Here is a 23,477-nt window from a genome sequence, read left to right as displayed (position 1 = left end):
AAAAGTTGGATTTTCCGGTAAAGGGAAGGAAATGAAAGTCAATACAGACCTCCATCTCCATTCAAAGTACTCCATGGCATCTTCCAGAAAAATGGAACTGCCGACAATTGCCAGGGAGGCTTCAAAAAAAGGGATGGAATTAATCGGTACTGCAGACTGCACTCATCCGAAGTGGCTAGAAGAGATCAAAAGAGTATCTGTTTCAGATGAAGAAATCCGCATAGATGAGATTTATTTCATCCCAACTACCGAGATAGAAGACAGAAACCGCGTACACCATCTCCTTATTTTACCTTCGATTTCAAAGGCTGAAGAACTGGCCGAGCGCATTGCTCCTTTCGGAAACCTTGAAGTCGATGGCCGCCCGAGTGTCAGGCTGGATGGCACTGAAATTGCAGAAATTGCAAAAGACCTTGGAGCTCTTATCGGCCCCTGTCATGCCTTTACTCCCTGGACTGCACTTTACGGCTACCATGACAGCCTGAAAAGTTGTTATGGAGATATGACAAATTATATTTCTTTCCTGGAGCTTGGCCTGAGTGCAGACAGTGATTATGCAGACAGAATCCAGGACCTTCACCGCCTGACTTTTCTTTCGAATTCCGATGCTCATTCCCCTTCGACCAATAAACTGGCAAGGGAGTTTACGCAATTTGATGTGCCTGAGCTTACCTTTGACGGCTTGAAAAAAGCCATACTCAGGGAACAGGGGTATAAAGCTACTCTGAATGTAGGGTTCTTTCCTGAAGAGGGAAAATACAACCGGTCAGCCTGCATTAAGTGTTTTACCCAGTATCCACTGCCCGAAGCCGTTGAGAATAAGTGGCGCTGCTCGATCTGCGGAGGCGTCATAAAGAAAGGCGTTTTCGACCGCGTTAATGAACTCGCAGACTTTAAAGAGCCAGAGCATCCTGAACACCGTCCTCCTTACCTCCATCTCATTCCTCTTGCCGAAATTATCCAGATGGCGCTCGGTCATGCAAGCGTTCAGACAAAAGGCGTACAAACGGCCTGGAACCAACTTATAGAACGCTTCGGAAACGAGGTCAAAGCTCTTATTTACTCCGACCCTGAAGACCTGAAGGTCGTGGGTGACGACAGGGTAGTAAACGCGATCCTGGCTTTCAGGAAAGGCAATGTTATAATCCATCCCGGCGGAGGAGGCCAGTATGGCTGGCTTGAGCTGCCTGAAAACCTGAAAAATGAAGAAATCCGGCAAACAGGACAGCTTTCATTTGCAGATCTTGAAGAGATAAATCCCGCAAAAGCAAGCAAACCCGAAAAAAAGAGAGAAAAAAATCTCCGGAAAAAACCCGACGAAACCGAAAAAGAAAGGTCGGATTATCAAGAATCGAATAATAGGGAACCGGATGATGCAGGTCAGAGTTCACTTTTCGATTTTTAATATATAGGTTAGAGGATAATAAGATATATAAGAAAGAAAGTATATTCACTACCCTGCATCTGAAACACGTTGCATTAAATACGTCGGGTAGCGCCCGGAAATATTCTTACTTTAAAACAAAATGCCCAGGTAGTCTAGTGGTAAGGCGACGGTCTCGAAAACCGTTTCCTCTTTGGGGGAGCGCAGGTTCAAATCCTGCCCTGGGCGTTATTTGTCAAATTAAAGCTCGATTGACTCCGATATAGCAAAAAACCCCTTTTTATAACTTGTTTCTTTAAAATAATTCATTTTATGCATTTTTTTCTTAAAAGTAATTCTCAGGCAGCGCCTTCAACACAAATAAAAAAGCTTTTCAAAACTATTTCATATGTAACATTATGAATCTTTTAACTCCAGAAAATACCATTTTTCTTCTTTTTTGTCCCATTATAAGCTTGACAATAATCTTCTTGGCTCTCAATATTGCTCATCTTCACAGAGAACTTATTCAAATGAAAATAATTTTCTCCTATACCTTGAACACAATTAAAAAAATGAATCCTGAATTCGGAACCGAATCACATATAGAAGAAATTATAAACAAGTTACAAAAATAAACTCAGGGAGTTACCCCGAGTTGCGGGATGTGCTGCAGGTAAGAGGCTTTCAGCTCATCAAGCTCGATATGATCATAAATATCTATTGCCTCTCCTCTAGAATCGCCTCGAAGTTCCTGGATAAAAGCCCTGGGCATACATGCTCTTCTAACCCACGTCATAAACCAATGCCTGCAGCAATGAGGACCAAATTTTTCGTCCAGATGACCTTCCGGATCATGAAGACCCAATTGCTCCGGCAGCAGTCATTATTACCCCGAAAATGACAAGCTGAAGAAGCTCGTCCTGTAAACTCAGGAAGTCAGTAATGACCTGCCCGATATCCGAAAGATTACCTGTAAAGGTATATCCGGCAGAAGCGGGAGCGATAATTAAACCGAATACAAGCAGAGCCAGGGTAATAACCCTGATAGCTTTATTTCTCTTGACTTCCTTGCTCTCGATCTGATCCATTCGTAGCACCTCCCGCATCAAGGAGGGCCTGTCTGTACATGGTAAAACGCTGTACTACGACCTCAAGATCAGAAAGATCAAAGCTTGCATTCTGCCATTTATCCCCGACTTTTTCGGAGATATTCAGCTTGGGGAAAAGTTCAGTAATTTCACTCTCGGAATTTTCATTTTTTGCAGGACAGTAAATGCTTACCTTAACGGTTTTGTTCCCAATTTTGCCATATCCGTTAGAAAATTTCAGATCTTTAAAGCCATACGTATTAAATCCATCATCAGTAGCTACATCGCTCATAGTACGAAGCCTCCTATTAAAAATAGTTGAATAGTTAATTTAAACATACTCAATTTTCTTAATTAAGCAAAATTTGCTTAATCTTTACGCTGAGCCTTTGAATACTTATTTTGTATTTTGTATTTGAAAAGTAGAGACTATCTCGAAAGCAATATTAGGTTGGGATTATAAAATTTACCATTATGCCATTTAGGAATATGACGAAGATATAATTTCACGATTTAGTTACCGATATTGTCTAAGCCCTGGTGGAGATTCTGGTAATTATTCTGTATGATACGTAGATTAAACAAAAACTATGTATTTTTGCCGTTTTCATCCTGATTTTGAGCTAAAATTAAGGCTAAAACTGGGAAAATGCATAGGTCTTTTACATTAAAAAACCTGTGCATAAGTAAAACATTGCTTTTTTGTTCTCAAGTAAATTCAGTAAAATAAGTTTCATAAGCTTCCTTTGTTAAATAATAATAATTTCTTTCTCCAAACTCTTTTCGTAATGTTTCTTTCTTCCTTAAAATAAAACCATACTCAGTTTCTAAAATTTGAGCTCTTTTTGAAACCTTTTGATAATGACAATCTAGATCTTTTGCAAGCAGCTTAGCAAATTGAGGTTGATCTATTCTAAGTGCATTAAGAAGCCTTACATCAAACTCCAACAGTTGGATTTCTTGTTTGACATCGGGCAGTTCAACTTCAAGATTCATTACTTCACATTTACCTTGTGTACATTGAGGACAAAGCATGCGGTATAACTCTAAATTGTTTAATTGGTCTATTGAATATGTAGCACCGCAATTATTACATTTAATTTTCTTTGCAGCATCAATACAATTTTTGATAGCTTCAGAATAATCAAATCTTCTTTGTACAATATACTTATGATCACTCCCTCTCCCAAAATAAATGTTCTCTTTTTCGCACAGTCCATAGTGCAAGAAAAAGAATACTATGAGTTTTCCATTCTTATCTTTTTGTTCATTATACTTAGTTATAAAAAAATTAAGTTCTAATGTATTTAGTAGTTTTTCCAGTTCTTTTCTAATATAAAAATGACTAGTTAATGGTCTTGATCTCTCATTTGCAAATATTTTAGAGTCGGTATTACGTATTTCAGCTTTATTATTCTTAGATAATTCTATTATTTTGTTCAATAGCTCATTTAAATGATATTTTTCTAGTTTTTCGTTAAAAGACTCTTTCATATATTTATTTTGCGAAAAAAACACTTCTATCGAATCTGTATAATATTTTTCGGCTGCCAAATATAGATCTTTAATTGTAATAAGCGAACCTCTTGAAATACTAGATTGATTTGCATACCAAAGAATCCAACCAACATTTCTTGGGACGTTTGAAGTGATATCAAACAAAACTTTATAGTAATCATCGATACTATTTTTTGAAAGATCAAAGTAAGACGTTGGGTCTGAGTTTAAAAAATAATTGAATCTACTAGTAAGAAGTTTTGAAATATTTGAAATAGCTTCTTGTTCAATATTTTTTGCAAAACTAGACAAGTATAAGTCATAATAATCTAGTTTTATTTGATCTACTTTTGATGGATCTATATCTCCTAGATACAGCCTATTTGGATAAGCAGCAATTTTAAATCTAAAGTAACCCTCTGACCAATTATTTAATGGAGCTATAATAGTATCAACAAATATTTCCATCGCATCTTTATCAATTTCGGAGAAATCATCTAGGCAAATAAAAACGTATTTAATTCCAATTTGAGATAATAAATTTTTTATTTGAGTCAATATCGACTTTGGATCAAAAAACTGAAGCAATATTTCTGAAAATTTAGATTTTGTTTCTTCCCCAACTTTTGTTTTTTTGGAGAAATTGCTTTCCATATTTGCGTTAATTTTCGCATCATTTGGCGCAATTTCTACACCAGTGTTGAATTCATACTCATGAGCTTGAATGACATCTTTCTGTTCAGATAAATAAATTTTTTTCTCTTTAATAATTAAAATATCTTCATAAGATCTCGTATCAACATTTATAAAAATATTATCTAACTCATCATTGAATGAGTTTTTATCATGGCCAAATACTTTCGAGATTTTTCCTAAGTAAAATTTTAAAGTATTGGTTTTTACTTCTTTTTTTATTTCTTCAATTATTTTTTTAAGAAATGTTTTGTACAGAAGGTATCTATCTAATGCTTCTCCAGACAAAATATTATCGTACTGCGATGGATCAAAATCAAATGGTCTTGATTCATCGAAAATTGTCTTAACATCTAAATAAAGTGAAAGTTTATCATTAGTTTTTCTAATTTCATGCTGGAGCCTAGCTATTATAGTTGACTTCCCTGTACCTTTTCTACCAATTAAAAAAGTTGTATTTGGAACTAGACAACTCTTCAAAACAAGATTATTCTCTAGAGGATCAACATATAATTTTTCAATTATGTCCTCATCGCCATTTATATCCGCTAGATCTGCACGTTGACACTTTTTCAAAGAGTTAACCATTGAAAAAAAGTTATCCTTATCCATTTCTACTAAGTTAGCAGGAGAGGCAACCATAAATAATCCTCGCATATTACAAATATAACATATAAAAAAAAAGAACTTATTTATTTACTTTTTGAAATTGTCGTATCCTAAAGACCGATGAATAGTTTTTATATTAGTTCTTCTTCCTTTATTTCATTTGGATTGCTCCAGTTAATATAAAGTCCTTTATAGCATAACAACTTTAGGAAACATTTATCGACAAAGTTCAATAGAAAGAAATATTCAGTAGCTGGGCTTTTAAGTTGCGGATATTTTCTTATATCATCATCCGTACAATCGGTGTTTCTACAAAAAAAAGTTCCTGTATGAACAAGTGAGTTTCTAATTTTAATGATTAGTTGTAGGTCATCTGCCTCTATTTGTAAGTTAATGTATTTACAGAAGCAAGATAATATATCATGAAAAGGCGTTCTGTTAAGTCCTGAAACATTCTTATACATTTTATTTCTAGAAGTTGAATCAACATTCTGTACGAGAATATCTTTAAAAGCCTTCTTTATATCTGGTTTTATCTTTTTAAAATTCTCTTCATTAATAATATATTCAAATTCAGGTTTAGTTTTTAACAGCAGTTCTTTGAACAGCTCAGTCACTAATGAGAGTTTGAGACCCCTTTGTTCAAGATAATCATTTGTTAATTTTGAATCAATGTATGCATTTATTATATATTTGTTATTCCTCAGTAAAAATTGATCTTTTGCAAACGCTTTATAGGACATTTCAATAAATTTTTCCATAGTTTCGGATCTCTCATCTATTATCTCTAAAGAACAATACGGTTTTGTAACTCTATTTTCATGTCCTTGTGATGTTATATTTTCCTCTTTATCATAAACATTGTAATAAATCCATTGTATATTTCTTCCTTGAGCAACTGACAGTATTGCACATAGATCACTAACCACTGATTTTATATTCTCGATTTCTTCTTCCTTACTAATATTAACTGTTACTTCACATGTAACACAAACTGCCTTGAAAGTTTTTAAAAAATTCAAAGCATCTTTATATTTATCTATTTTTTTTATTTGAAGCCTTTTCATTCCTTCTAAATCAAGTGTAAGAACCTCTTCATTAAATACAAAATTTGTTAATCCAAAAACCACACGTTGCAAATTTTCTTTAATATTCGTTTTGACAGTCATTTCATTTAAAAAACCTGATAATTCAAAAGATTCTAAACCAAGAGATAGCCCAGTAAAAATAGATATTCTTCCAGCTACGTTTTCATTTTTATTTGTTAAACCTTCGACAATTTTGAATTTCTGAACAGTATATAGTGAAATTTCTTCATTAAAATCATTTATATAATTATTCGAACATTCACATGTAAACACGATATTTCCATTTACCAATTGGCCTACTTCAAATTTACATGGATATTCTTTATTATTTTCATATTTTAAAATTCCTGTACCATTGTGTTTATTTATTAGATGCTGATAATTTAGTATGCTATGTCGCTCTAAAAAATGTTCTTTTTCAGTCATGCGTACATATTCATAATAACATATATACTAAATTTGTTAATTAATGAAAAACATTGAAGATCTAACTTGTTCCATAATAACAAATCATTCTTGCAGAAAAATTACAAATTACTTCCAATACGCAAAATAATCATACTCTTGTTGAAATTAGTAACATTAAAATTGTAATTCTTTTTTCATTGTTTATTTTTTATAAAGAAAACTGCTCATTTCGGGCAGAAATTTGCACAATTGCCTATGTGTTTGTTTTCTCGATCATTACATAGTATTTAGGAATATGCTTGCTTTCACCGATAACCTGCCATCAAACGCAAAAAAACCTGAAGAAACACATAGGTAATTGGAATTTACAGGACTCTAGATATACTACCATTTTTTGCAATGGAACCCTTTAAAGTAATAAAAGAGATTTTTGGAAAATAATTTTTTTTGACATTAATTATTGAATATTTTTAAATCGGCAGGGATTAGCTATTTTACAAAATCTTGTAATTGTGATTATGCTGGTTCATAAGGCACATCAAAATATATCATCTCTGCAACAAGAACAAACATCGATATACCAATCATAACTCCTAAAATAACAGCAATAGCGTCTCTAATATTTTCAATCAAACTCTTACCTGTCTTTATTATCCCACTATTTTCTGGACACTCTGCAATTTTCATGTTAATTATTTTGTTATACAATCCTATAAAATCTAATATATATTTTAATGCTAGTAGACTAAAATAAGGAATAAATATAAATATCGTAAAAATTATTGAACCTATTCCTGCATACTTAAAATTATCGTGATCAAAAATCGTTGTGAAAACGGGAATGGAGCCAATGAGCATAATTAACTCTATATAAATCAAAGCATAAGGCTCAATATTATGTATTATATCATCAAAAATGACTTTCGGTTTTTTTATTAATTTACATAGTGTTTTGTTAAATATAGCTTTACCCCCGTCTCATTCTCCATTTCAATAGTTATATGTTCTCTTTTTTGATATATTCTTGGACTAATTCTATTAATGAAAATTCCTAATAAATAACCTACGCGAATATATCTTATGCTATCGGTAAAACGTGCCTATGTTTTTTGTTCATAATCATTCCATATACTATGTAATGCTTTTTAAAAATAGCTATCTTATGACCCTATATTTTAAAGGTCATATTTTTCCTATGGTTCCGTTGCAAAAAATCTGGCTTTTGTACAGAATCAGTGAAAACACTCACAATTAGGGCACTGTTAAGTCTAGAGGGATAAGAATTTCTTCCAGCTTCAGTATGACACATAAATTATCAATTCCTCTTAGACTTGATAGACCTCTAAAATATACGAACGTTTATACATAGAACGTTGGTATTTCTGATTATGGTGACAGAGCAAAAACGACAGTAACAAGTAAAAATCACGTATCTTTTTAATACTGATTTAGAAGACAAAGTATAGAAAACACCAACGTATTTATAGAACGTTGGTATACTACTTTTTGAAGGGATTTTTATAGAAAATGGATTAATAACAGCAGACGGCACTAAAGTGTTAACTGTCGAAGAGTATGATCGATTTGTTAAGGCGATGCCTGCAAAGTTTAAGCCTATCTTTGAACTTAACACAATTACTGGGCTTCGCTATGTTGAATTACAAAGATTATATTATAATCCATCCTGGTACATTGAGAGCAGGAATCAAATAATACTCCCAAGGGAAGCCCAGAAGAAGGTCAAACAGAAAGTACCAAAGCGCACTATTGACAAACTTCCCACTACTTTTCCATATCTTATTAAGGCATTTCAGGAAGGCAGGAGACCACCGGATCGTACAAGTTGGTGGGATAACCTTAGCAGGTGGTCTGAGAAAGCAGATATAAGCCCGAAAGTCGGCCCGAAGACTCCCAGGAAAACAATAGAGTCATGGATGCTTAAAGCTGGAGTACCGGAAATTGAGATTTACAGTAGACAGGGACACGACCCAGTAACGTCATTGAGGCACTACCAGAGTTTAAGTTTTACAGATTATGAAATGAGAGATATTGAAAAGAGACTTACTGAGTGGGGAATTCTTAGAAGGGGAATTTAAGTGAATGTTGTCCGTAATTACAAATATTGGAGGCTACGCCAAAATATTACAATAGAAATATACCTTTTGAGCTTACTACTAGAAATTAAGGATTTCTACAGAGCTACTTATTCATTTATTTAAGAGATTCTGCAGTCTCGATTAGTTCTTTTATGGTTTCAGGACTTGAATATCCCTTCCCTTTCCAGCGAATAAAACCCTTCTGATCCAGCAAAAAAACATAGGCAAAGTTCGTATCTTTCATCTTAAGGGTTTCTTGATAGTCTGAGTAATCTCCATAAAAGGTAACGACATTACTGTGTTTCTCTACAGGAATTCCCCCTCTCATGCCTGAATCGATCATCCATGAGAACACTTTCCATGCTGCATTTATCATTGGAACCTCATAGATAGCAAACCTGCTGTCTTTACCGAATTCTTGCTCAAAAGGTTCAGCCCAGGAGTCGATAATGCTCTGTTCGCTGCGCACAAAAGCAATACAGATTAGTGTAACCTTTCCTTCCGAAACCTCAGGGAGGGTTACAACATCGCCTGCTAGAGACTTTGATGTTATTTCAGGAAAAAGCCTTCCAATGATATTGTTACCTATATTTTTAGAATTTAAATCCTGTTTGTAAGAGTATTGATCTTCTGCTATGAAACTTCCCCCCTTTTGAACTGACAGGAAAAAATACTAATAATATTTTTCTTTTGCTGAAAACACGCTTTAGCGATACCTATAAAATATCTTATTCTTTGAATTTATCAATATCTTTAGCATTTTTCCATGATTTGGGAATTAATCTATTTACCCTTCTCTGGTACTCACGGTATTCGTCACCAAACTGTGCTATCAGCCTGCTTTCCCAGTGCAGGGATCCAAGATACAGGTATATAGTAGTCAAAAGGTATATGACAAGCAGATTAACGGTCATAGTGGGAGTGAGCCAGATTATGACAAGGCCTGAGAGCAGGAAGGGATCTCTTACCCATCGGTAAATACCCCGGATATTCAGGGAACCTGCTTCAGGTGTCTGTGGAACAGAGAGCTGTGAGCGTATTTTGAATCGGTTGGGTGCATCCAGAAAAGCCTTTGGGGCAATAATCGAAGCAATTAACTGCCCGCCGACCATCAGCCAGCGCCAAGGAGAAGGTATTTTATAGAGAACCCGTCCAGGATTTTTGTAGAGCTGATAAACGAGCGGCAATATCGTTAGCATTGCAACTAGGCTATATACCGGTAGATACAACCAATCTGCCCTTGAACCCAGGCCCCTCACGAGGAGACGTTTGAAGGGCAGGCTCGCAGTCAGGCTGTGAATAACTGCAAATGCTGCCAGAGAAAAAACAGGAGTAATTTTGGAAGAAACCAATTCCAGTAGTCCCCCTTATTTTTATTTAAATAACTTCTATTTCTACACCAATATGAAAAGCTTACTTATAGTTCCTTAAAAATATTAGAAGTTCAGGCAATATAGAACAAACGGTTGTGTTGAAAAAATTTTCTTCTCGTACTTTGAGGCTATAATTGGTACCTTTATGTACTATTTTTCCTGGTAGTGAGAATGATTAACTTTCCTAATTGTGAAGGTTTTCACTTGTTTTGTAAAGTAACCAGATTTTTTGCAACAGAACCTAATTATCTGTATCCAAGTAACCGGGCGGGCGGCCCGAAGCATACCCAATCCTTTACAGGCTGTCCGACAATTATCTCAGTTAATTGAGGTTTCTGCTTTGAATATGTCAATTATTATATAATATTTCACTAATTTTTTGATTTATGGCGTTTATCAAATCTTCAAAGAATCAAGTTTGGACTTTACCTCCAGATATCCGAGATCTTATTCCTTCAGATCATATCTGCTACTTGGTTGAGTCTTTTGTAGATGAGATGGATTTCAGTGAATTTGAAACAAGGTATGACGGTTCTGGACACCCAGCTTATCATCCGTGCATAATGTGTAAAATTTTGATTCAGTCGATGCTTGATAGAGTTCGATCATCGCGAGCAATAGCTCGCAATGTTCGAGAAAATGTAGTTTACATGTATTTGGCTGAAAACCTACAACCGGATTTTAGAACAATAAGTGACTTCAGAAAAGATAATGAAAAATTGATTACAGAACTGTTCAAAAACACAGTTAAAGCAGCTAAAGATCTAGGTGTAATAGGTCTTGAGCAGTTAAGCATTGACGGATCCATAGTAAAAGCTTCTGCGTCAAAAAATAGTGTGGTTTTGGAAGAGGTCTTGAAAGTTATTGGAAAATACGTTAACAATGAATTAAAAAAAGGTATTGAAGTAGACAAACTTGAAGATGAGCATTTTGGTAATTGCCGTGGTTACGATCAATTGAATGAAAATGAAAAGTACAAAGTAAAAGCTGTAGTTGCAAGGTACATAAAGCAAGTAAATAAAGATAATTCTGATGACCGTAAAAATGAGATAAAAAACATAGTTGAAGAAGCACTTGAAGAATTTAAAAAAGACGGTATTGAGAAAGTAAGTTTGACCGATAAAGAATCTCGTTTTATGAAAAACAAAAAGAGAGTATTTGAACTGGCATACAATTCTCAAATAACTGTGGATCATAAACTGGGGATTATTGTTGCAAATGCTGTATCTCAAGATAGAACTGATATGTATCAATTGGAGCCACAGATTAAACTTGTGGAAGAAAATTGTGGTTTCTTAAAAGAAGGCACTAAAATATGTGCAGACAGTGGATACTATAGTGGAAATAATATTTATTATTTGAATGATAAAAAATTGGATCCATATATTCCAGGGCAAAAGGAAATAGCTAAATCAAAAACAGAAAACGTTGAAGATACTATATTCGACACTAGCAATTTTCAATATGACGAAGAAAATGATGAGTTTATATGCCCTGAAAATCAAAGATTGAAGTTTTTATACGAGGGTCATGAGAAAGAAAGGAAGAAAAAGTATAGACTTTACAAGGGGACTAGATGTAAAAAATGTGAATTCAGCAAAAAGTGTACAAAAAGGATGGATGGAATTAGGCATTTAAAAATAGATGAATTTTCAAAAGAAAGAAAGCAATTAGCCAATAAAATGGGAACAAAAGAAGCTAAAAGAATATATGGACAAAGAAAGCAGGTAGTGGAACCTGTAATTGGAAACTATAAAGAGAATTTAGGGTTTAGAGAATTTTTAACCAGAGGACTGAAATCAGTCAGAAACGAATTTAATTTAGTGTGTACTGCAGCTAATTTAAGGAAAATATGGATTTACTCAAATAAAAACGAGATCATTGGAAAGAAAATTGGAAATAGATGGAATTTTTCATTTTAAAAATTGAGTCACCACAAGAAATAGATAACAAATTTGTATAAAGAAAAAATTCTAACCTACCAACATATTATTTTATTTCATTACTATCAGTAATTGTCGGACAGCCTGTTTAGGGTGGGGTGGCCGCCCGCAATTTGATTTGTCTTGCTACCTTATAAAAACCGATCGCAGTAGCCATTGAATAAAAGTTCCTATATGTTTCTCCCTATTTTTACCCCATTTACTGCAGTTTGTCGGAGGAAACAAGTATATTTCTATATACTTCCTAACGTTGTGATTGCAAACTCATAGGCAGAAATCTAGAAAATTAATTTTTGCAGTGGAACCATTCAATCAGAGACATCATTATTTTTTAGTCTCCAGAATATCGAGTATCACAAGAATCTCATCTTTTAAAGCAGGAATATCGACTTTAACAGTATGCCAAACATCTTCCAAATTAATTCCAAAATAATGATGAATCAATCGATCCCTCATCCCAGCAATGTCCCTCCAGGGAATTTGAGAATACTCTTCGCGGAGATCTTTGGATAAGTTTTTAGTGGCTTCACCTATAATCTCAATTTGCCTGATAGTCCCATCTTGAACTAGATTGCTAGACGAAAAATCTTTTTTTTCCATACCTTTAGTGTACTCTTCAATACGTTCAATTGAATCGAGGATATGGCTAAGATAAATCGAGTCGTTTTTTTTCATGCAGAGATCACTTTTGCTTCTTTTTTGATTCCTTCAATAAGGTATGGGCTTATCGACCCCTCGGTTAGTAAATCAACTTTTACTCCAAGAAACTCTGATAGCTCTCTCTCAATTCTGACCATAGTGAGCAGACCTTTTGTTTCGGAAAACTCTACAAGAACATCGATATCACTTTCTGGTCTTTCTTCTCCTCTTGCATAAGAACCAAAAATAGCTACCTTTATTGCTCCTTCCTTCTTGAGGAATGAAGATATTTTTTCGAATAACTCTTTATTCTGGGAAGCACTCTCCATATCATCATAATTTCGTTTGTTACAATTTAAACATATCCTGATGAAAGAGAGTCAATTGTTTTGTCTTAGAATAGTTTTGTTTTGTCAATTTTTATGGCAGTGTATTAAACGTTCTGTAAATTTGAGACTTTTTATTATTTTCTGGTCTTCAGATTTTCTCTCTAAATCGTGCAAAACAATAAAATTTTAATTATATTGAGATAATTTTCTATTTATGGGAAAAGGAAACATCGCAATAGATAAGTCAATGGTAAAAATGGTTGTTGACGGCAAAATAATAATTCCTTTACCAAAGGTTTTGGTTGGAAATCGCTACTATACTATGTTCTCCATATCATCATTTACTCATTGTGATGATTGTGGCAGTAAATTACATGTAAACTCTCATCACACTCGTTGGATTTTATCAAGCCACGGCACTATAGCTTGCAATGTTACATACTGGATTTGTCCTTCTTGTAAGAAATCTTTTCATGATCAGATTATTGGCGTTCCTGGTTCTGCAAATTACAGTTCTGAATATTATGACAAACAAATGTCTGTAAGATGCAATGGACGATGCAGTCTACACAATTCTCGACGAATTGGGGAAACATATACAGAAGGAGTGATAAATGTCTGTGGAAGAGCTCCTTGTGCAACTTCATTGTGGTTATATGAGCAGAAACAAGCAGAACTTTCAAAGCAAGAACTCTTAGATCAAAAAATTGATTTTGATGAAACTTTATATGTTGATGGAGATTGGACCAAAACGGGATGGAAAAAAAGTCTTGAAGAGTTGATTGGAAAAAAGCTTTCAAAAAAGAATGGAAGAAGTTGCGATATAAATCTGTGTGCGTTGTTGCTACAAAAGAAAAAGTAATTTTAGATTTTGAGATAACTGACAGTTTACCGGATATTAAAGCCTTAATTCCTCTTATGGAACGTATAAAGAACCGATTTCCTGAAGGCAAAATAAAAAGAATAGTTTCTGATGAAGATAATGCGATAATTGAAGCTGTAAAAACTGTCTTCCCTGAAGTGAGTCATTCTTTTTGTGTATATCATCAGTTGAAAAACGTAAGCAAGAAGTATTCTGAAGAGTTTAAAGCTGGTGATGAAATTCCCATTGAGGATGAAATTGTATACAATGAGATTTGCCAATTGATAACATCAGATACAGTAGTCGAAGCTGTTGTACGTTATCAAAATATGCTGAATTCAGAGTCCTATCTGGAACTTTCAAAAGCATCTCTTAAGGCAATCTCTTATGCAAAAGAGATTTTCAAGAGAAATGTAGACCACATGATGAAAGGATTCACACCAGTAACGAACAACACAATGGAACAAACTTTTTCTTTGATACGTGATATCATAGAGAATGTAAGGTCTTTCAAAACCGAAAGTGGTTTAGCCAATTTTTGTTACAACTTATTTACTTATTTCAATAATAGGTATTTTGCTACTGGAAAATGGAGGGGATTTTCGCCCTTAATGAGGGCAAAAATCCTATATGGTTCTGGATGAAGTAAAGGAAATTTGCAATCAAAAATTAAAATCTTATAGCGATAGCTATCAAGAAATTCTGATGAAATTCATAAAACCCATAAAAAAATTAGTAAGTTCTATAACGGGAAGCAAATTCAACTATAATTTTGAAGAAGTTTTTAACGTAATTTCATAAAGTTAGTCTCAATTTTGGTTGCCCCAGAATAAATTAAAAAGTGTCTTGAATACGCGACACTAAAAGAAGCAAAAAAACTAACAGTTGACCAGCTTTCCAAGGCGAAAACTCTTTACAAGGCTGAATTAGACGAAGGGCTAGAAGAAGAAGTAAGAGCGAAAGGCTTTGGTTCCCTTTTGGATGAGAACCCGAAGAATAAGAACAAAGAACCAAATCGAATTACAGAAACTTAATAAAAAAGAGCAAGAACTCATAGAGAAACGAATTTATATATTGACTCTCCGAATTTAATTTTATAACAACAAATGAACGAAAATGGGTTATTAACCTGCAAAATTCGTGTTCAGGCACTATGGTAAGGCGACGATCTCGAAAACCGTTTTTTCTTTGGGGGAACGCAAGTTTAAATTCTGCCCTGGGCGCTAATCTTTAAGTTAAACGCTCAAAAAAGTGAATCTTTAAGTTAAACGCTCAAAAAAAGTGAATCTTTAAGTTAAAAGCTCAACGAAAAGCTATTAACTTAAACACTAACTTTACTTTTTTCCCTGTATTCCTTTGTAAGTTCTACATACTCTTCGGCATTTCTTGATATAGCCTCGATTTCTACTTCTTCGAGTTCTCTTTTTACTTTCCCCGGAACTCCAATGATCAGGCTTCTTTCAGGAAATTTTTTTCCTTCAGGAACCAGTGCGTTTGCACCGACAATGGAATTTTTCCCTATTTCAGCGCCGTTCAATACTGTAGAGTTCATTCCTATAATCACATTATTTTCAATTCTGCAACCATGGAGTACAGCTCCGTGTCCTACAGTAACATTATCTCCGATTTGGACCTCATTAACATGGTCTACATGAATTACCACATTATCCTGGATACTTGTTCGGTTTCCAATTTTTATCTTATTTTGGTCTCCTCGGATTGTGGCATTAAACCATATACTTGAATAATCCCCAATTTCTACACCCCCTATGATATCCGCAGAATCGGCAACGAAAACTGTTTTTGAGATTTTCGGGTTTTTGTCTTTGTAATTCGTTATCATCGAATTTCTCCTTTTTGTGTATAAGGAAAACTAATTTGTATATAACTTATCTCAAACCAATTTAATTCTGAAACCAATAAGGTTTCAGAATTATTTTCCATTCTCAGAAACTTTACTGAACACTCGAAATCTGAGATCTGGAAGAGCAATTTTGAGTATTAGGGTCATCAATGTATGTAACCGGAAAAATACTGTCCTGATAAATACTATCCTGATTTTGTTTCCCTTTTATTATCTCAAAGAGCTGTTTTAAGGTATCTTCATTACTCTGAGTAAATTTAAATGGGGAATCAAGGAACGGTTCAAAGTAAATAGGCACATCGTCAAGCCTGTAGAAAGTCCCTTCACACTCCATGGAGTCGACGACTCCCGGAAGCACAATGTCTGAGATAGATGTAGTTGGGCAGGGAATTGTATCCAGGCAGATCAAAGGAATTTCTTTAAGGTAAGCTGCACAGTCAGGGGGTACCTGACTCAAAAGATCGGCACATATTATAAAAGCTGCATCCACGTCCTTTTCTCGAAGCAAATCTACGGTTGTGAATTCTCCGGGGTTGTAACGTGGGTGTCCGCGCATGAAATCAAGCCCGAAGGGGTACCCGTACATATAGGAAGCAACCTGATTAAAGCCTGCAGCGTTGCAGTTACTGCGGATAACTCCAATGGTAAATTTGGAATATTTGTTCAGCTCTTTCACAAGGTTCATGGCAATTTCAATATTCCTGTACTTCCCGGGGGATGAAGACAGTCCAACTCCTACTGAGATAGTCCCAAAGTTGCAGTTCTTCATCATATTAAGCATCTCTTCCATAACAGAAACGGGAACTCCTGTTATCTTTTCTACGGAATGATGAGGCGTTTTTCCATGTAAAAGCGTTAGGAGTGCACTTATTAGCTCATAGTCGGAGTCCGGTTTAAGCTGCACGTGCAGGTCAGAAGCTTTAGCAGTTAGAGTTTTTCTTGGGTCTACAGTAATGATTGTCCTGTCAAAACGCCCGCGTTTTGTCCAGTAACCTCTCGGGAAAACCCCATATCTGGACATTTGCCTGGGCATGGATTCAAGTGGATTGGTCCCCCAGTAAACCAAAAGGTCGGCCCTGTTTTTCTTCTGTCCTTCAGTTGCACCGACTTTTCCAGCTTCCTGAGTTCCCATCACTGTGGCCCCATTGCCGATTGTATCAACGATTGCACCCAGATATTCCCCTATCATAAGCCCCACTTCATGTGCTTCGCAGGAAGTTTCGCTGCCTATGGAAATTAGGGGGCGTTTTGCCGAAAACAGGATGTCTGCGGCTATCTGAAGGGCTCCGTCCCAGGAAACCGGTCTTAGTTTTCCTCCGAACTTTAGAAGGGGCTGCTTAAATCTTCGAGGACTTGTAATCTCATTAAATCTGGAAATTCCCATCTTACATACATTTTTAGCTTCAATCTTTCCATTCTTGATTTCAACCTGGATATCATCGCAGGCAGCTCCGCAAACCGGACAGACTATGTTTTTGTGAATCATACTCACTGCTCTCCGGCATAAAATTTTAATATTGTGTCCTCGGTGCACTTTTCCGAAAAAATTGATAGTAATGTTTCATCTTGCATTTTACTTACCTCTTAACATTGTTCTATGCAACTGTACAGCAGTTCGTTTTCATGCGAATGAACAGTGCACAGTAATTTCATAACACTGTTTCATTTTTATGAACTAGTACTTCAATGTCAACAGGTTTTGAGGAATACGCCTTTTTCCCTGCATCCTGGAAGACGGGTGGGGGAATTCAGGAGAGACCATAACTTTCCAGATCCCAATAGAAAAAAACCGTGTTCAAGTCTTTTGCTGTCGTTTACCAGTTAGTAGATTTCCAGACCTACGTTCGTTACCAGTAAACTATTTTCTCTTTCAAATTCATGCATTTCATATAAAGAATTTACATTAAGAAATAAATTTACAACTCAAATATAAACATATCGGCGACTCACTTTTTTGAGTGGGGATTTCATGTTTCTTTTCAAATGTGGATCATAGATGGGAAACTGATCTTATTAAGTTCGTAAGGTTCATATTTAGATATGTTTATATAATAGCTGAAGGAATTTAACTTCCGTCTTGAAAAGGAGGATCAAATATGAAACTAAGCGCACGCAATGTTTTAAAAGGTAAGGTTAAAAGCATTATCCCCGGAATGGTAAACACTGAAATTGTAATAGAGTTGCCAGAGGGAACGGAAATCACTTCTATCATCACAAAAACATCAGCTGAAAATCTGAACTTAAAAGTAGGAAGCGAGGTTTACGCAGCATTCAAAGCCTCAAGTGTGATGATAGCCACAGACTAACTGTATTTTGGCTCTTCGTTGTTTTGTGTGGATATCTTCATAATGTTCACATAAAAACCAACGCGACCTTGAATTGAAAATCGTCTTATCTATAGGGAATGGCGAAGAGCCCTTATTCAGCAATTGATGAGGATGTATAGTCAAAAATAATTAATTTTGCATTCCGCAGAAGCGCAAAAAACTGTCTGGTAATATCAACACTCGTTTAATACGAAATAAACAAGTATTACGGCTTTGTATGTATGTACACATCTATGCATATCTACGTATATCTACGCATATCTACGCATATCTACGCATATCTGCATAGTATAGATCTAACTTAACACATTTAAAAACGCTCCATTTGTATTGCCGTGTTCTGTATACATAACTTCATAATGCAGAACATCCCGCGGAAAATTTGCTTATTGAGCGTCAGTATCAATAAACTCCTAAAAATAATAGATTGATTCATCTGCATTTATTTTATATATGACTTAAGTGATTGAAGCTTTTTTATAAAATTGCCTTAACTTATCTTCATGTAATTAGAGAAATTAGCCCGAAAATCGTGAGTTGAAATAAATAAACCCATAATAACTAGAGTAAATTTTATTACATCAACTTTACCGGTTTTGAATAACTTAATATGAAAAAATACAAAAAAGTGATAAGTGATTATACTACCGAGAGTTCATTGTTCTCTATTCTGAGTTCAACCGCGTAAGTACTTAATTATAATAATATTTTGAGTAGGTGAAAGTATGAGAAAAGAACTGATAGTTCTGTTAGTAATATTAGGAGTATTCCTTGCAATAGGGTGTACTGGTAATGGAAATGAAGCTACAAACGAAACTGTTACTCCAGTCACAAACGAAACTGTTACAGCCACAAATGAAACGGGTGTAGCCACAAATGAAACGGGTGTAGCCACAAATGAAACGTCGGTTTCTGAGCAGAACCCTGATGCTATAACAGTATCTGCCGCTGCCAGCCTTACCGAAGCTTTTACGGATATGGAATCCCAGTTTGAAACTGAAAACCCTGGCACGGATGTGAATTTAAATTTTGCGGGGTCAGGAAATCTGCGTAAACAGATAGAAGGAGGAGCTCCAGTTGATGTTTTTGCTTCTGCTGACCAGAAAAACATGGACATGCTTGCCAATGAGACCCTTATCGACAACAGTACAAGGAAAGACTTTGCTGAGAACTCCCTTGTGCTCATAGTCCCTGCAAACAGCGATCTTGATATAACCGGAATAAAAGACCTGACAGCCTCAGATGTGGGAAAAATCAGCATTGGAAACCCTGAAACTGCCCCTGTAGGCAAATACGCAACCCAGGCATTGACTGAAGCAGGACTCTGGAACCAGCTAAAAGATAAGACGATACTTGCTGAAGACGTTAAACAAGTACTCACATACGTGGAAAGAGGAGAGGTTGATGCAGGTTTTGTGTACATGACCGATGCAAAGACCGCAGACCCCGGAACTATAAAAATCGTTGCTACCGTCCCTGTTAATACTTCCATCAGTTATCCTATAGCCTTAGTTTCTGCTTCTGATAACAAAGAAGAAGCACAGGAATTCGTGGATTTCGTAACTGGAGAAGAAGGACAGGAAATACTGGAAAAATACGGATTTACTCCCGAATCCGAATAAAAAACAAGTTAAAAACAAAAAATGATTTCCATGCTGGACAAGATATGGTTTCCTTTATCTCTTACGCTCCGGGTAGCAGCCATATCGTCTATTCTCGTACTTTGTAGTGGTGTAACCATAGCCTACGTGTTTGCAAGGCGTGATTTTCGGGGAAAAGGGCTTGCGGAGTTATTCGTGACCCTTCCCCTTGTCCTTCCCCCCACTGTAATTGGTTACATTCTTGTGATTCTGGTGGGAAGAAATGGGTTTCTCGGACAGATAATTTTCAATGCTCTGGGAACCGGGATAATGTTTACCTGGCAGGCAGCAGTTATTGCGGCTTATACGGTTTCCCTTCCTCTCATGGTACATACCGCAAAAGCTGCCATTGAAGGAGTGGACAGGGAAATAGAGTATGCTGCCTATATCCTTGGAAAAAGTGAATTTGAGACTGCTATGCAAATAACAATCCCTCTTGCAAAAAAGGGAATACTGGCAGGACTGATACTCAGTTTTGCCAGGGCTATTGGAGAATTCGGGGCAACTCTCATGCTGGCAGGGAATATCCCGGGAAAAACGAACACAATGTCGATTTCAATATACAGCGCATTTCAGGCAGGCAATAACGAACTTGCCAATCTGCTTGTGTTAATCCTGGTCTTTATGTCCCTGCTGACCATTGCACTGACCGGCAGATTCGTAGGAAAACTTGAGGTATGAGATTGGGCGTAAAAGTTAACCTTAAAAAACAGTATAAAGAAGCTGAAATCAATGGCAAAAAAAGTACTAAGAAAGCTTTTACAAGTACTAAGAAAGCTTTTACGTTAGATATCAGCTTTGAAATGGGGAACGAACTTGTTGTACTTTTTGGGCCTTCTGGATCAGGAAAGACCACGTTGTTCAAATGTATTTCAGGTATCACGGAACCTGATGATGGAAAAATAACTGTGGGAAGTAAAGTTTACTACGACAAAAACCAGAAAATTAACCTGCCCATCCAGAAACGCAATCTTGGCTATGTTTTTCAGAACTATACCCTCTTTCCTCACATGAATGTTAGAAAAAACATAGAATGCGGCCTCAAAGGCTGGGAAAAAGAGGACAAGGAAGTAAGGGTTGCGGAAATGCTGGATCTTCTCCATATTGAAGAACTGGAAACCCGTTACCCGTCGCAGCTATCAGGCGGGCAGAAGCAGAGAGTTGCTCTGGCAAGGGCTCTTGCTCCCAAACCAGGGATTCTGCTTCTGGATGAACCTTTCTCCGCACTTGATACGAGAATAAGAACCAGACTTGCCGAAAAAATAAAAAATCTGCAAAACAAGATTGGAATACCATTGTTATTCATTACTCACAACTTTGAAGAAGCTTTCCTGCTGGCTGATAAAATCCTTATCTTGCACGGAGGAAAGGCTCAGCAGTTTGGAACTCCGAAAGAAATTTTTTACCATCCTGAAAACCGGCATGTGGCAGACCTCATTGGCCTGTCAAATATTTTTGATGAAGCTAAAGTAGAAAGGTATGATGAAGAATCAAAAAATATAATATTAAAAAGCGAGGATATGAGAATAAAAGTAAAATCTCAAAACCTCAAACCTGGAGATAAAGTTTCCTGGGGAATACATCCCGAGAACATAACTCTTCTTTTACCGGGTTCTGGTCCTGAAAATCATGATGAAAATGTCTATTCTGCACATGTCAATAGCATCATCAGTAAAGGGCCAAGAAAACGAATCACACTTAAGCTTGTCAGACAAAACAAAACTCTGATTGCAGAAGTTCCTGCGCAATTTGTTGATTCCATGAAGCTGTGTGCAGGTGGTTTATGCCTGGTTAAACTGGAAACGAGTAAAGTGGTTGCGTTCCGTAGCTTATAACTCGAAAATACCACATAGATTAGGACTGGAAAATAACGCATCTATTCTAACATATTCTATTTTGAACAGGACATTTACATTCAATTTCTTAAAATTAACCTCTTATTTCCGGAAAAACATCATTTCCTGCCGTTAAGTATTTAATAGAGAAAAGATATTTGAGTATCCTTGTAAAGGGGCTGTGGCCTAGCCCGGCATGGCGATGGGCTCCAGCGGATAAATGATGAACAACGGGTATACTGAGTCTTTCCCGACGGGGCAAGATAATGAGGAACCGTTGGAGCACTGATAGATGCTCACCAGAAAACTGTGTAAGCAGTTGTTCGGAGATACCCGTCGATCGTGAGTTCGAATCTCACCAGCCCCACGTTTTTTCTTTACTTTAAATTCTTTATACATTTTCTTTTAAGATTTTTTTTCATACATACTTTTTTACATTACTCTTTGCAATGGTTCATTTACTGGAATGTGCAGAAAGTAAAAGCAACTATATGATGTTTAGAGATCAAAAACGATATCATTTAAAAGCGATCAGTGACTTCATTATTGAGGTTTGTTTATGCATCGCAATAATCGCACTTATATATTCTCGTAAAAATGTTGGCGCTAATCCTAGACGTATTTTCAGGGTCTGCTTATGTTTTTCTTAGCTCTTAATTCCTTTATTGGGCGAAATGATAATTGAATCATTGGGCAGCAGACTTTTATAATTAATATTTTTACATAGGCCTTCAATACTGTTAAAAAGTACACTGCTAGTATTGTTCATTTCATCCAGGAATTTCAACATATACAACAACGACTTATCATTATATTCAACATTTACCTTGATAATTCTAAAAATGTCATTTTTATCTTTGATCATATTAAACAGATTTTCTTCAAATGAACAGTATGGATTTGTTGGAACCAAAAATGAGCCCTTCTGTCTTACTAACCTTTCGTTTAAATAATAAGGGGTCATATTAATCACAGTTTTAAATGCGTCTTTGAATTCTTTTTTCTTTTTTTTCAAATCAGGTACGTAGTTTAAAACTTTATCTTGTATGCGAACATCTTTTCCGAATTGATCATATTTATTATATAGATCCATTATTTCACGTGGAAGAAAATCCTTATATCTTTTTTCGATCCACATTCTATTAAAAAACCATATAGTGAACATTCCTTTTTTACTGTCTTCGTTTACCTTAGAAAATTCAATACTTTCAACTGCAAAATATAATGCAACAAAAAACGAAAAGGTAACATCTAAAAATCTTGTTTTACAACCATAATGTTGCATATTTGCAATCCATTCATAATAGTCTTCTTCACGTAGGCTTTTTAAATGAGGAGCATATTCGAATACTTTTCTTCTAAATTCTCTGATCATACCCATTTCTATTTCAAAATAGTCTCTAAACTTGGCTCTGTCAGTCTCGATTTCAAAATCATTTTTAAAAATAGTTCTGTTGTGGATTAGTCTTTCGAATGAGGTTTCTAATTTCCAACCAGCATCTTTGTGACCCCGGAATAACCATCCATTCCATTCTATAAAGTCAACAGTATATGGTATTAATGCATGATTTTTTTGATATTCAATATCTCGAGGAAAAATTTTTTCAAAATAGTCGCCCAGAATTTTGGCAGGATTAAAATATAGATCTAATAATAATGAGTGCGGTTTTTCTTCATTTAAAAAGTTAATTTCAAAATATTTATCTGTTTTATTGAAATCAATAGTCATTTTTTAGCCTCTTTCTTGATAGAATAAAGCCAATAACTTAAAAAGATTCTATTTCTTGACTCAAAAACATATTAATTTTAGATTTTACGGA

At 35.5% G+C, this 23,477-nt stretch carries 21 protein-coding genes, 2 tRNA genes and 1 pseudogene; 11 read left to right on the top strand and 13 right to left on the bottom strand.

Annotated elements, in window-relative coordinates; all coding sequences use genetic code 11:
- Positions 1-31 precede the first annotated feature (31 nt).
- Positions 32-1,405 carry an endonuclease Q family protein gene (locus MSKOL_RS14590; protein ID WP_048157328.1) on the top strand — a complete coding sequence of 458 codons (1,374 nt, stop codon included), beginning with the start codon at positions 32-34 and terminating at the stop codon, positions 1,403-1,405.
- 123 nt (positions 1,406-1,528) lie between these two features.
- A tRNA-Ser gene (locus MSKOL_RS14585) sits at positions 1,529-1,612 on the top strand.
- A 391-nt stretch (positions 1,613-2,003) separates the two neighbouring features.
- Here MSKOL_RS14585 and MSKOL_RS19495 read toward each other — a convergent pair.
- From MSKOL_RS19495 to MSKOL_RS14555, 6 genes are all read right to left on the bottom strand, one after another.
- Complete coding sequence (locus MSKOL_RS19495; RefSeq protein ID WP_197078773.1) at positions 2,004-2,162, bottom strand: hypothetical protein; 159 nt, start codon at positions 2,160-2,162, stop codon at positions 2,004-2,006.
- Positions 2,163-2,217: 55 nt separating this feature from the next.
- Positions 2,218-2,454 carry a hypothetical protein gene (locus MSKOL_RS14575; RefSeq protein WP_048157324.1) on the bottom strand — a complete coding sequence of 79 codons (237 nt, stop codon included), beginning with the start codon at positions 2,452-2,454 and terminating at the stop codon, positions 2,218-2,220.
- The gene (locus MSKOL_RS14570; protein WP_048157321.1) at positions 2,417-2,746 is read right to left on the bottom strand and encodes a hypothetical protein; all 330 of its coding nucleotides are present in this window, start codon (positions 2,744-2,746) and stop codon (positions 2,417-2,419) included. The genes MSKOL_RS14575 and MSKOL_RS14570 overlap by 38 nt, the downstream gene beginning before the upstream one ends.
- Positions 2,747-3,162: 416 nt before the next feature.
- On the bottom strand, positions 3,163-5,286 hold the full coding sequence (locus tag MSKOL_RS20430) for a hypothetical protein (protein WP_052725527.1): 2,124 nt from the start codon (positions 5,284-5,286) through the stop codon (positions 3,163-3,165).
- A gap of 98 nt (positions 5,287-5,384) precedes the next feature.
- Positions 5,385-6,767 carry a hypothetical protein gene (locus MSKOL_RS14560; RefSeq protein WP_048157320.1) on the bottom strand — a complete coding sequence of 461 codons (1,383 nt, stop codon included), beginning with the start codon at positions 6,765-6,767 and terminating at the stop codon, positions 5,385-5,387.
- A gap of 498 nt (positions 6,768-7,265) precedes the next feature.
- Positions 7,266-7,607 (bottom strand): hypothetical protein, encoded by a 342-nt coding sequence (locus tag MSKOL_RS14555; RefSeq protein ID WP_048157318.1) that lies wholly within the window; start codon positions 7,605-7,607, stop codon positions 7,266-7,268.
- Between the two features lie 698 nt (positions 7,608-8,305).
- On the opposite strand from MSKOL_RS14555, the gene MSKOL_RS14550 reads away from it, so the two are divergent.
- The gene (locus MSKOL_RS14550; RefSeq protein ID WP_231592261.1) at positions 8,306-8,845 is read left to right on the top strand and encodes a tyrosine-type recombinase/integrase; all 540 of its coding nucleotides are present in this window, start codon (positions 8,306-8,308) and stop codon (positions 8,843-8,845) included.
- A gap of 115 nt (positions 8,846-8,960) precedes the next feature.
- Here the strand turns inward: MSKOL_RS14550 and MSKOL_RS14545 are convergent, their stop codons facing one another.
- Both MSKOL_RS14545 and MSKOL_RS14540 read right to left on the bottom strand, forming a co-directional pair.
- The gene (locus MSKOL_RS14545) at positions 8,961-9,398 is read right to left on the bottom strand and encodes a hypothetical protein (protein WP_082091150.1); all 438 of its coding nucleotides are present in this window, start codon (positions 9,396-9,398) and stop codon (positions 8,961-8,963) included.
- Positions 9,399-9,573: 175 nt separating this feature from the next.
- Complete coding sequence (locus MSKOL_RS14540; RefSeq protein ID WP_048122075.1) at positions 9,574-10,197, bottom strand: isoprenylcysteine carboxylmethyltransferase family protein; 624 nt, start codon at positions 10,195-10,197, stop codon at positions 9,574-9,576.
- A gap of 407 nt (positions 10,198-10,604) precedes the next feature.
- Here MSKOL_RS14540 and MSKOL_RS14535 point away from each other — a divergent pair.
- A pseudogene (locus tag MSKOL_RS14535) lies at positions 10,605-12,147 on the top strand (IS1182 family transposase).
- Between the two features lie 338 nt (positions 12,148-12,485).
- Here MSKOL_RS14535 and MSKOL_RS14530 read toward each other — a convergent pair.
- Positions 12,486-12,836 (bottom strand): DUF86 domain-containing protein, encoded by a 351-nt coding sequence (locus MSKOL_RS14530; RefSeq protein ID WP_048122073.1) that lies wholly within the window; start codon positions 12,834-12,836, stop codon positions 12,486-12,488.
- Positions 12,833-13,129, bottom strand: a complete 297-nt coding sequence (locus MSKOL_RS14525; protein ID WP_048122071.1) for a nucleotidyltransferase family protein — start codon at positions 13,127-13,129, stop codon at positions 12,833-12,835. Before MSKOL_RS14525 ends, MSKOL_RS14530 begins: the two co-directional genes overlap by 4 nt.
- A gap of 214 nt (positions 13,130-13,343) precedes the next feature.
- On the opposite strand from MSKOL_RS14525, the gene MSKOL_RS21170 reads away from it, so the two are divergent.
- Entirely contained in the window at positions 13,344-13,991 is a 648-nt protein-coding gene (locus MSKOL_RS21170) for a hypothetical protein (protein WP_048157311.1), read from the top strand.
- The gene (locus tag MSKOL_RS21165) at positions 13,961-14,635 is read left to right on the top strand and encodes a transposase (RefSeq protein WP_048157310.1); all 675 of its coding nucleotides are present in this window, start codon (positions 13,961-13,963) and stop codon (positions 14,633-14,635) included. Before MSKOL_RS21170 ends, MSKOL_RS21165 begins: the two co-directional genes overlap by 31 nt.
- 677 nt (positions 14,636-15,312) lie before the next feature.
- Here the strand turns inward: MSKOL_RS21165 and MSKOL_RS14510 are convergent.
- Together MSKOL_RS14510 and MSKOL_RS14505 are read right to left on the bottom strand one after the other, a co-directional pair.
- Entirely contained in the window at positions 15,313-15,834 is a 522-nt protein-coding gene (locus MSKOL_RS14510; protein WP_048157307.1) for a gamma carbonic anhydrase family protein, read from the bottom strand.
- 112 nt (positions 15,835-15,946) lie between these two features.
- Positions 15,947-17,341 carry a formylmethanofuran dehydrogenase subunit B gene (locus MSKOL_RS14505; RefSeq protein ID WP_231592260.1) on the bottom strand — a complete coding sequence of 465 codons (1,395 nt, stop codon included), beginning with the start codon at positions 17,339-17,341 and terminating at the stop codon, positions 15,947-15,949.
- A gap of 610 nt (positions 17,342-17,951) precedes the next feature.
- Between MSKOL_RS14505 and MSKOL_RS14500 the strand changes: the two genes are divergently transcribed.
- From MSKOL_RS14500 to MSKOL_RS20425, 5 genes are all read left to right on the top strand, one after another.
- Positions 17,952-18,161, top strand: a complete 210-nt coding sequence (locus tag MSKOL_RS14500; protein ID WP_048122053.1) for a molybdopterin-binding protein — start codon at positions 17,952-17,954, stop codon at positions 18,159-18,161.
- Between the two features lie 746 nt (positions 18,162-18,907).
- Complete coding sequence (modA, locus tag MSKOL_RS14495) at positions 18,908-19,804, top strand: molybdate ABC transporter substrate-binding protein (protein WP_048157306.1); 897 nt, start codon at positions 18,908-18,910, stop codon at positions 19,802-19,804.
- Between the two features lie 21 nt (positions 19,805-19,825).
- Entirely contained in the window at positions 19,826-20,503 is a 678-nt protein-coding gene (gene modB, locus MSKOL_RS14490; protein ID WP_048157303.1) for a molybdate ABC transporter permease subunit, read from the top strand.
- A complete protein-coding gene (locus tag MSKOL_RS14485) occupies positions 20,500-21,657 on the top strand; it encodes an ABC transporter ATP-binding protein (protein ID WP_052725525.1) in 1,158 nt (385 codons plus the stop codon). Before modB ends, MSKOL_RS14485 begins: the two co-directional genes overlap by 4 nt.
- Positions 21,658-21,832: 175 nt before the next feature.
- Positions 21,833-22,024: transfer RNA gene (locus MSKOL_RS20425), tRNA-Trp, on the top strand.
- A 279-nt stretch (positions 22,025-22,303) separates the two neighbouring features.
- On the opposite strand, the gene MSKOL_RS14480 is transcribed toward MSKOL_RS20425, so the two are convergent.
- The gene (locus MSKOL_RS14480; protein WP_048157301.1) at positions 22,304-23,386 is read right to left on the bottom strand and encodes an FRG domain-containing protein; all 1,083 of its coding nucleotides are present in this window, start codon (positions 23,384-23,386) and stop codon (positions 22,304-22,306) included.
- Between the last annotated feature and the right edge of the window lie 91 nt (positions 23,387-23,477).

It is taken from the genome of Methanosarcina sp. Kolksee, from assembly GCF_000969945.1.
GTDB lineage: Archaea > Halobacteriota > Methanosarcinia > Methanosarcinales > Methanosarcinaceae > Methanosarcina > Methanosarcina vacuolata.
The sequence above is the reverse complement of the archived record's forward strand: the minus strand, read 5'-3'. Positions and strand labels throughout refer to the sequence as shown.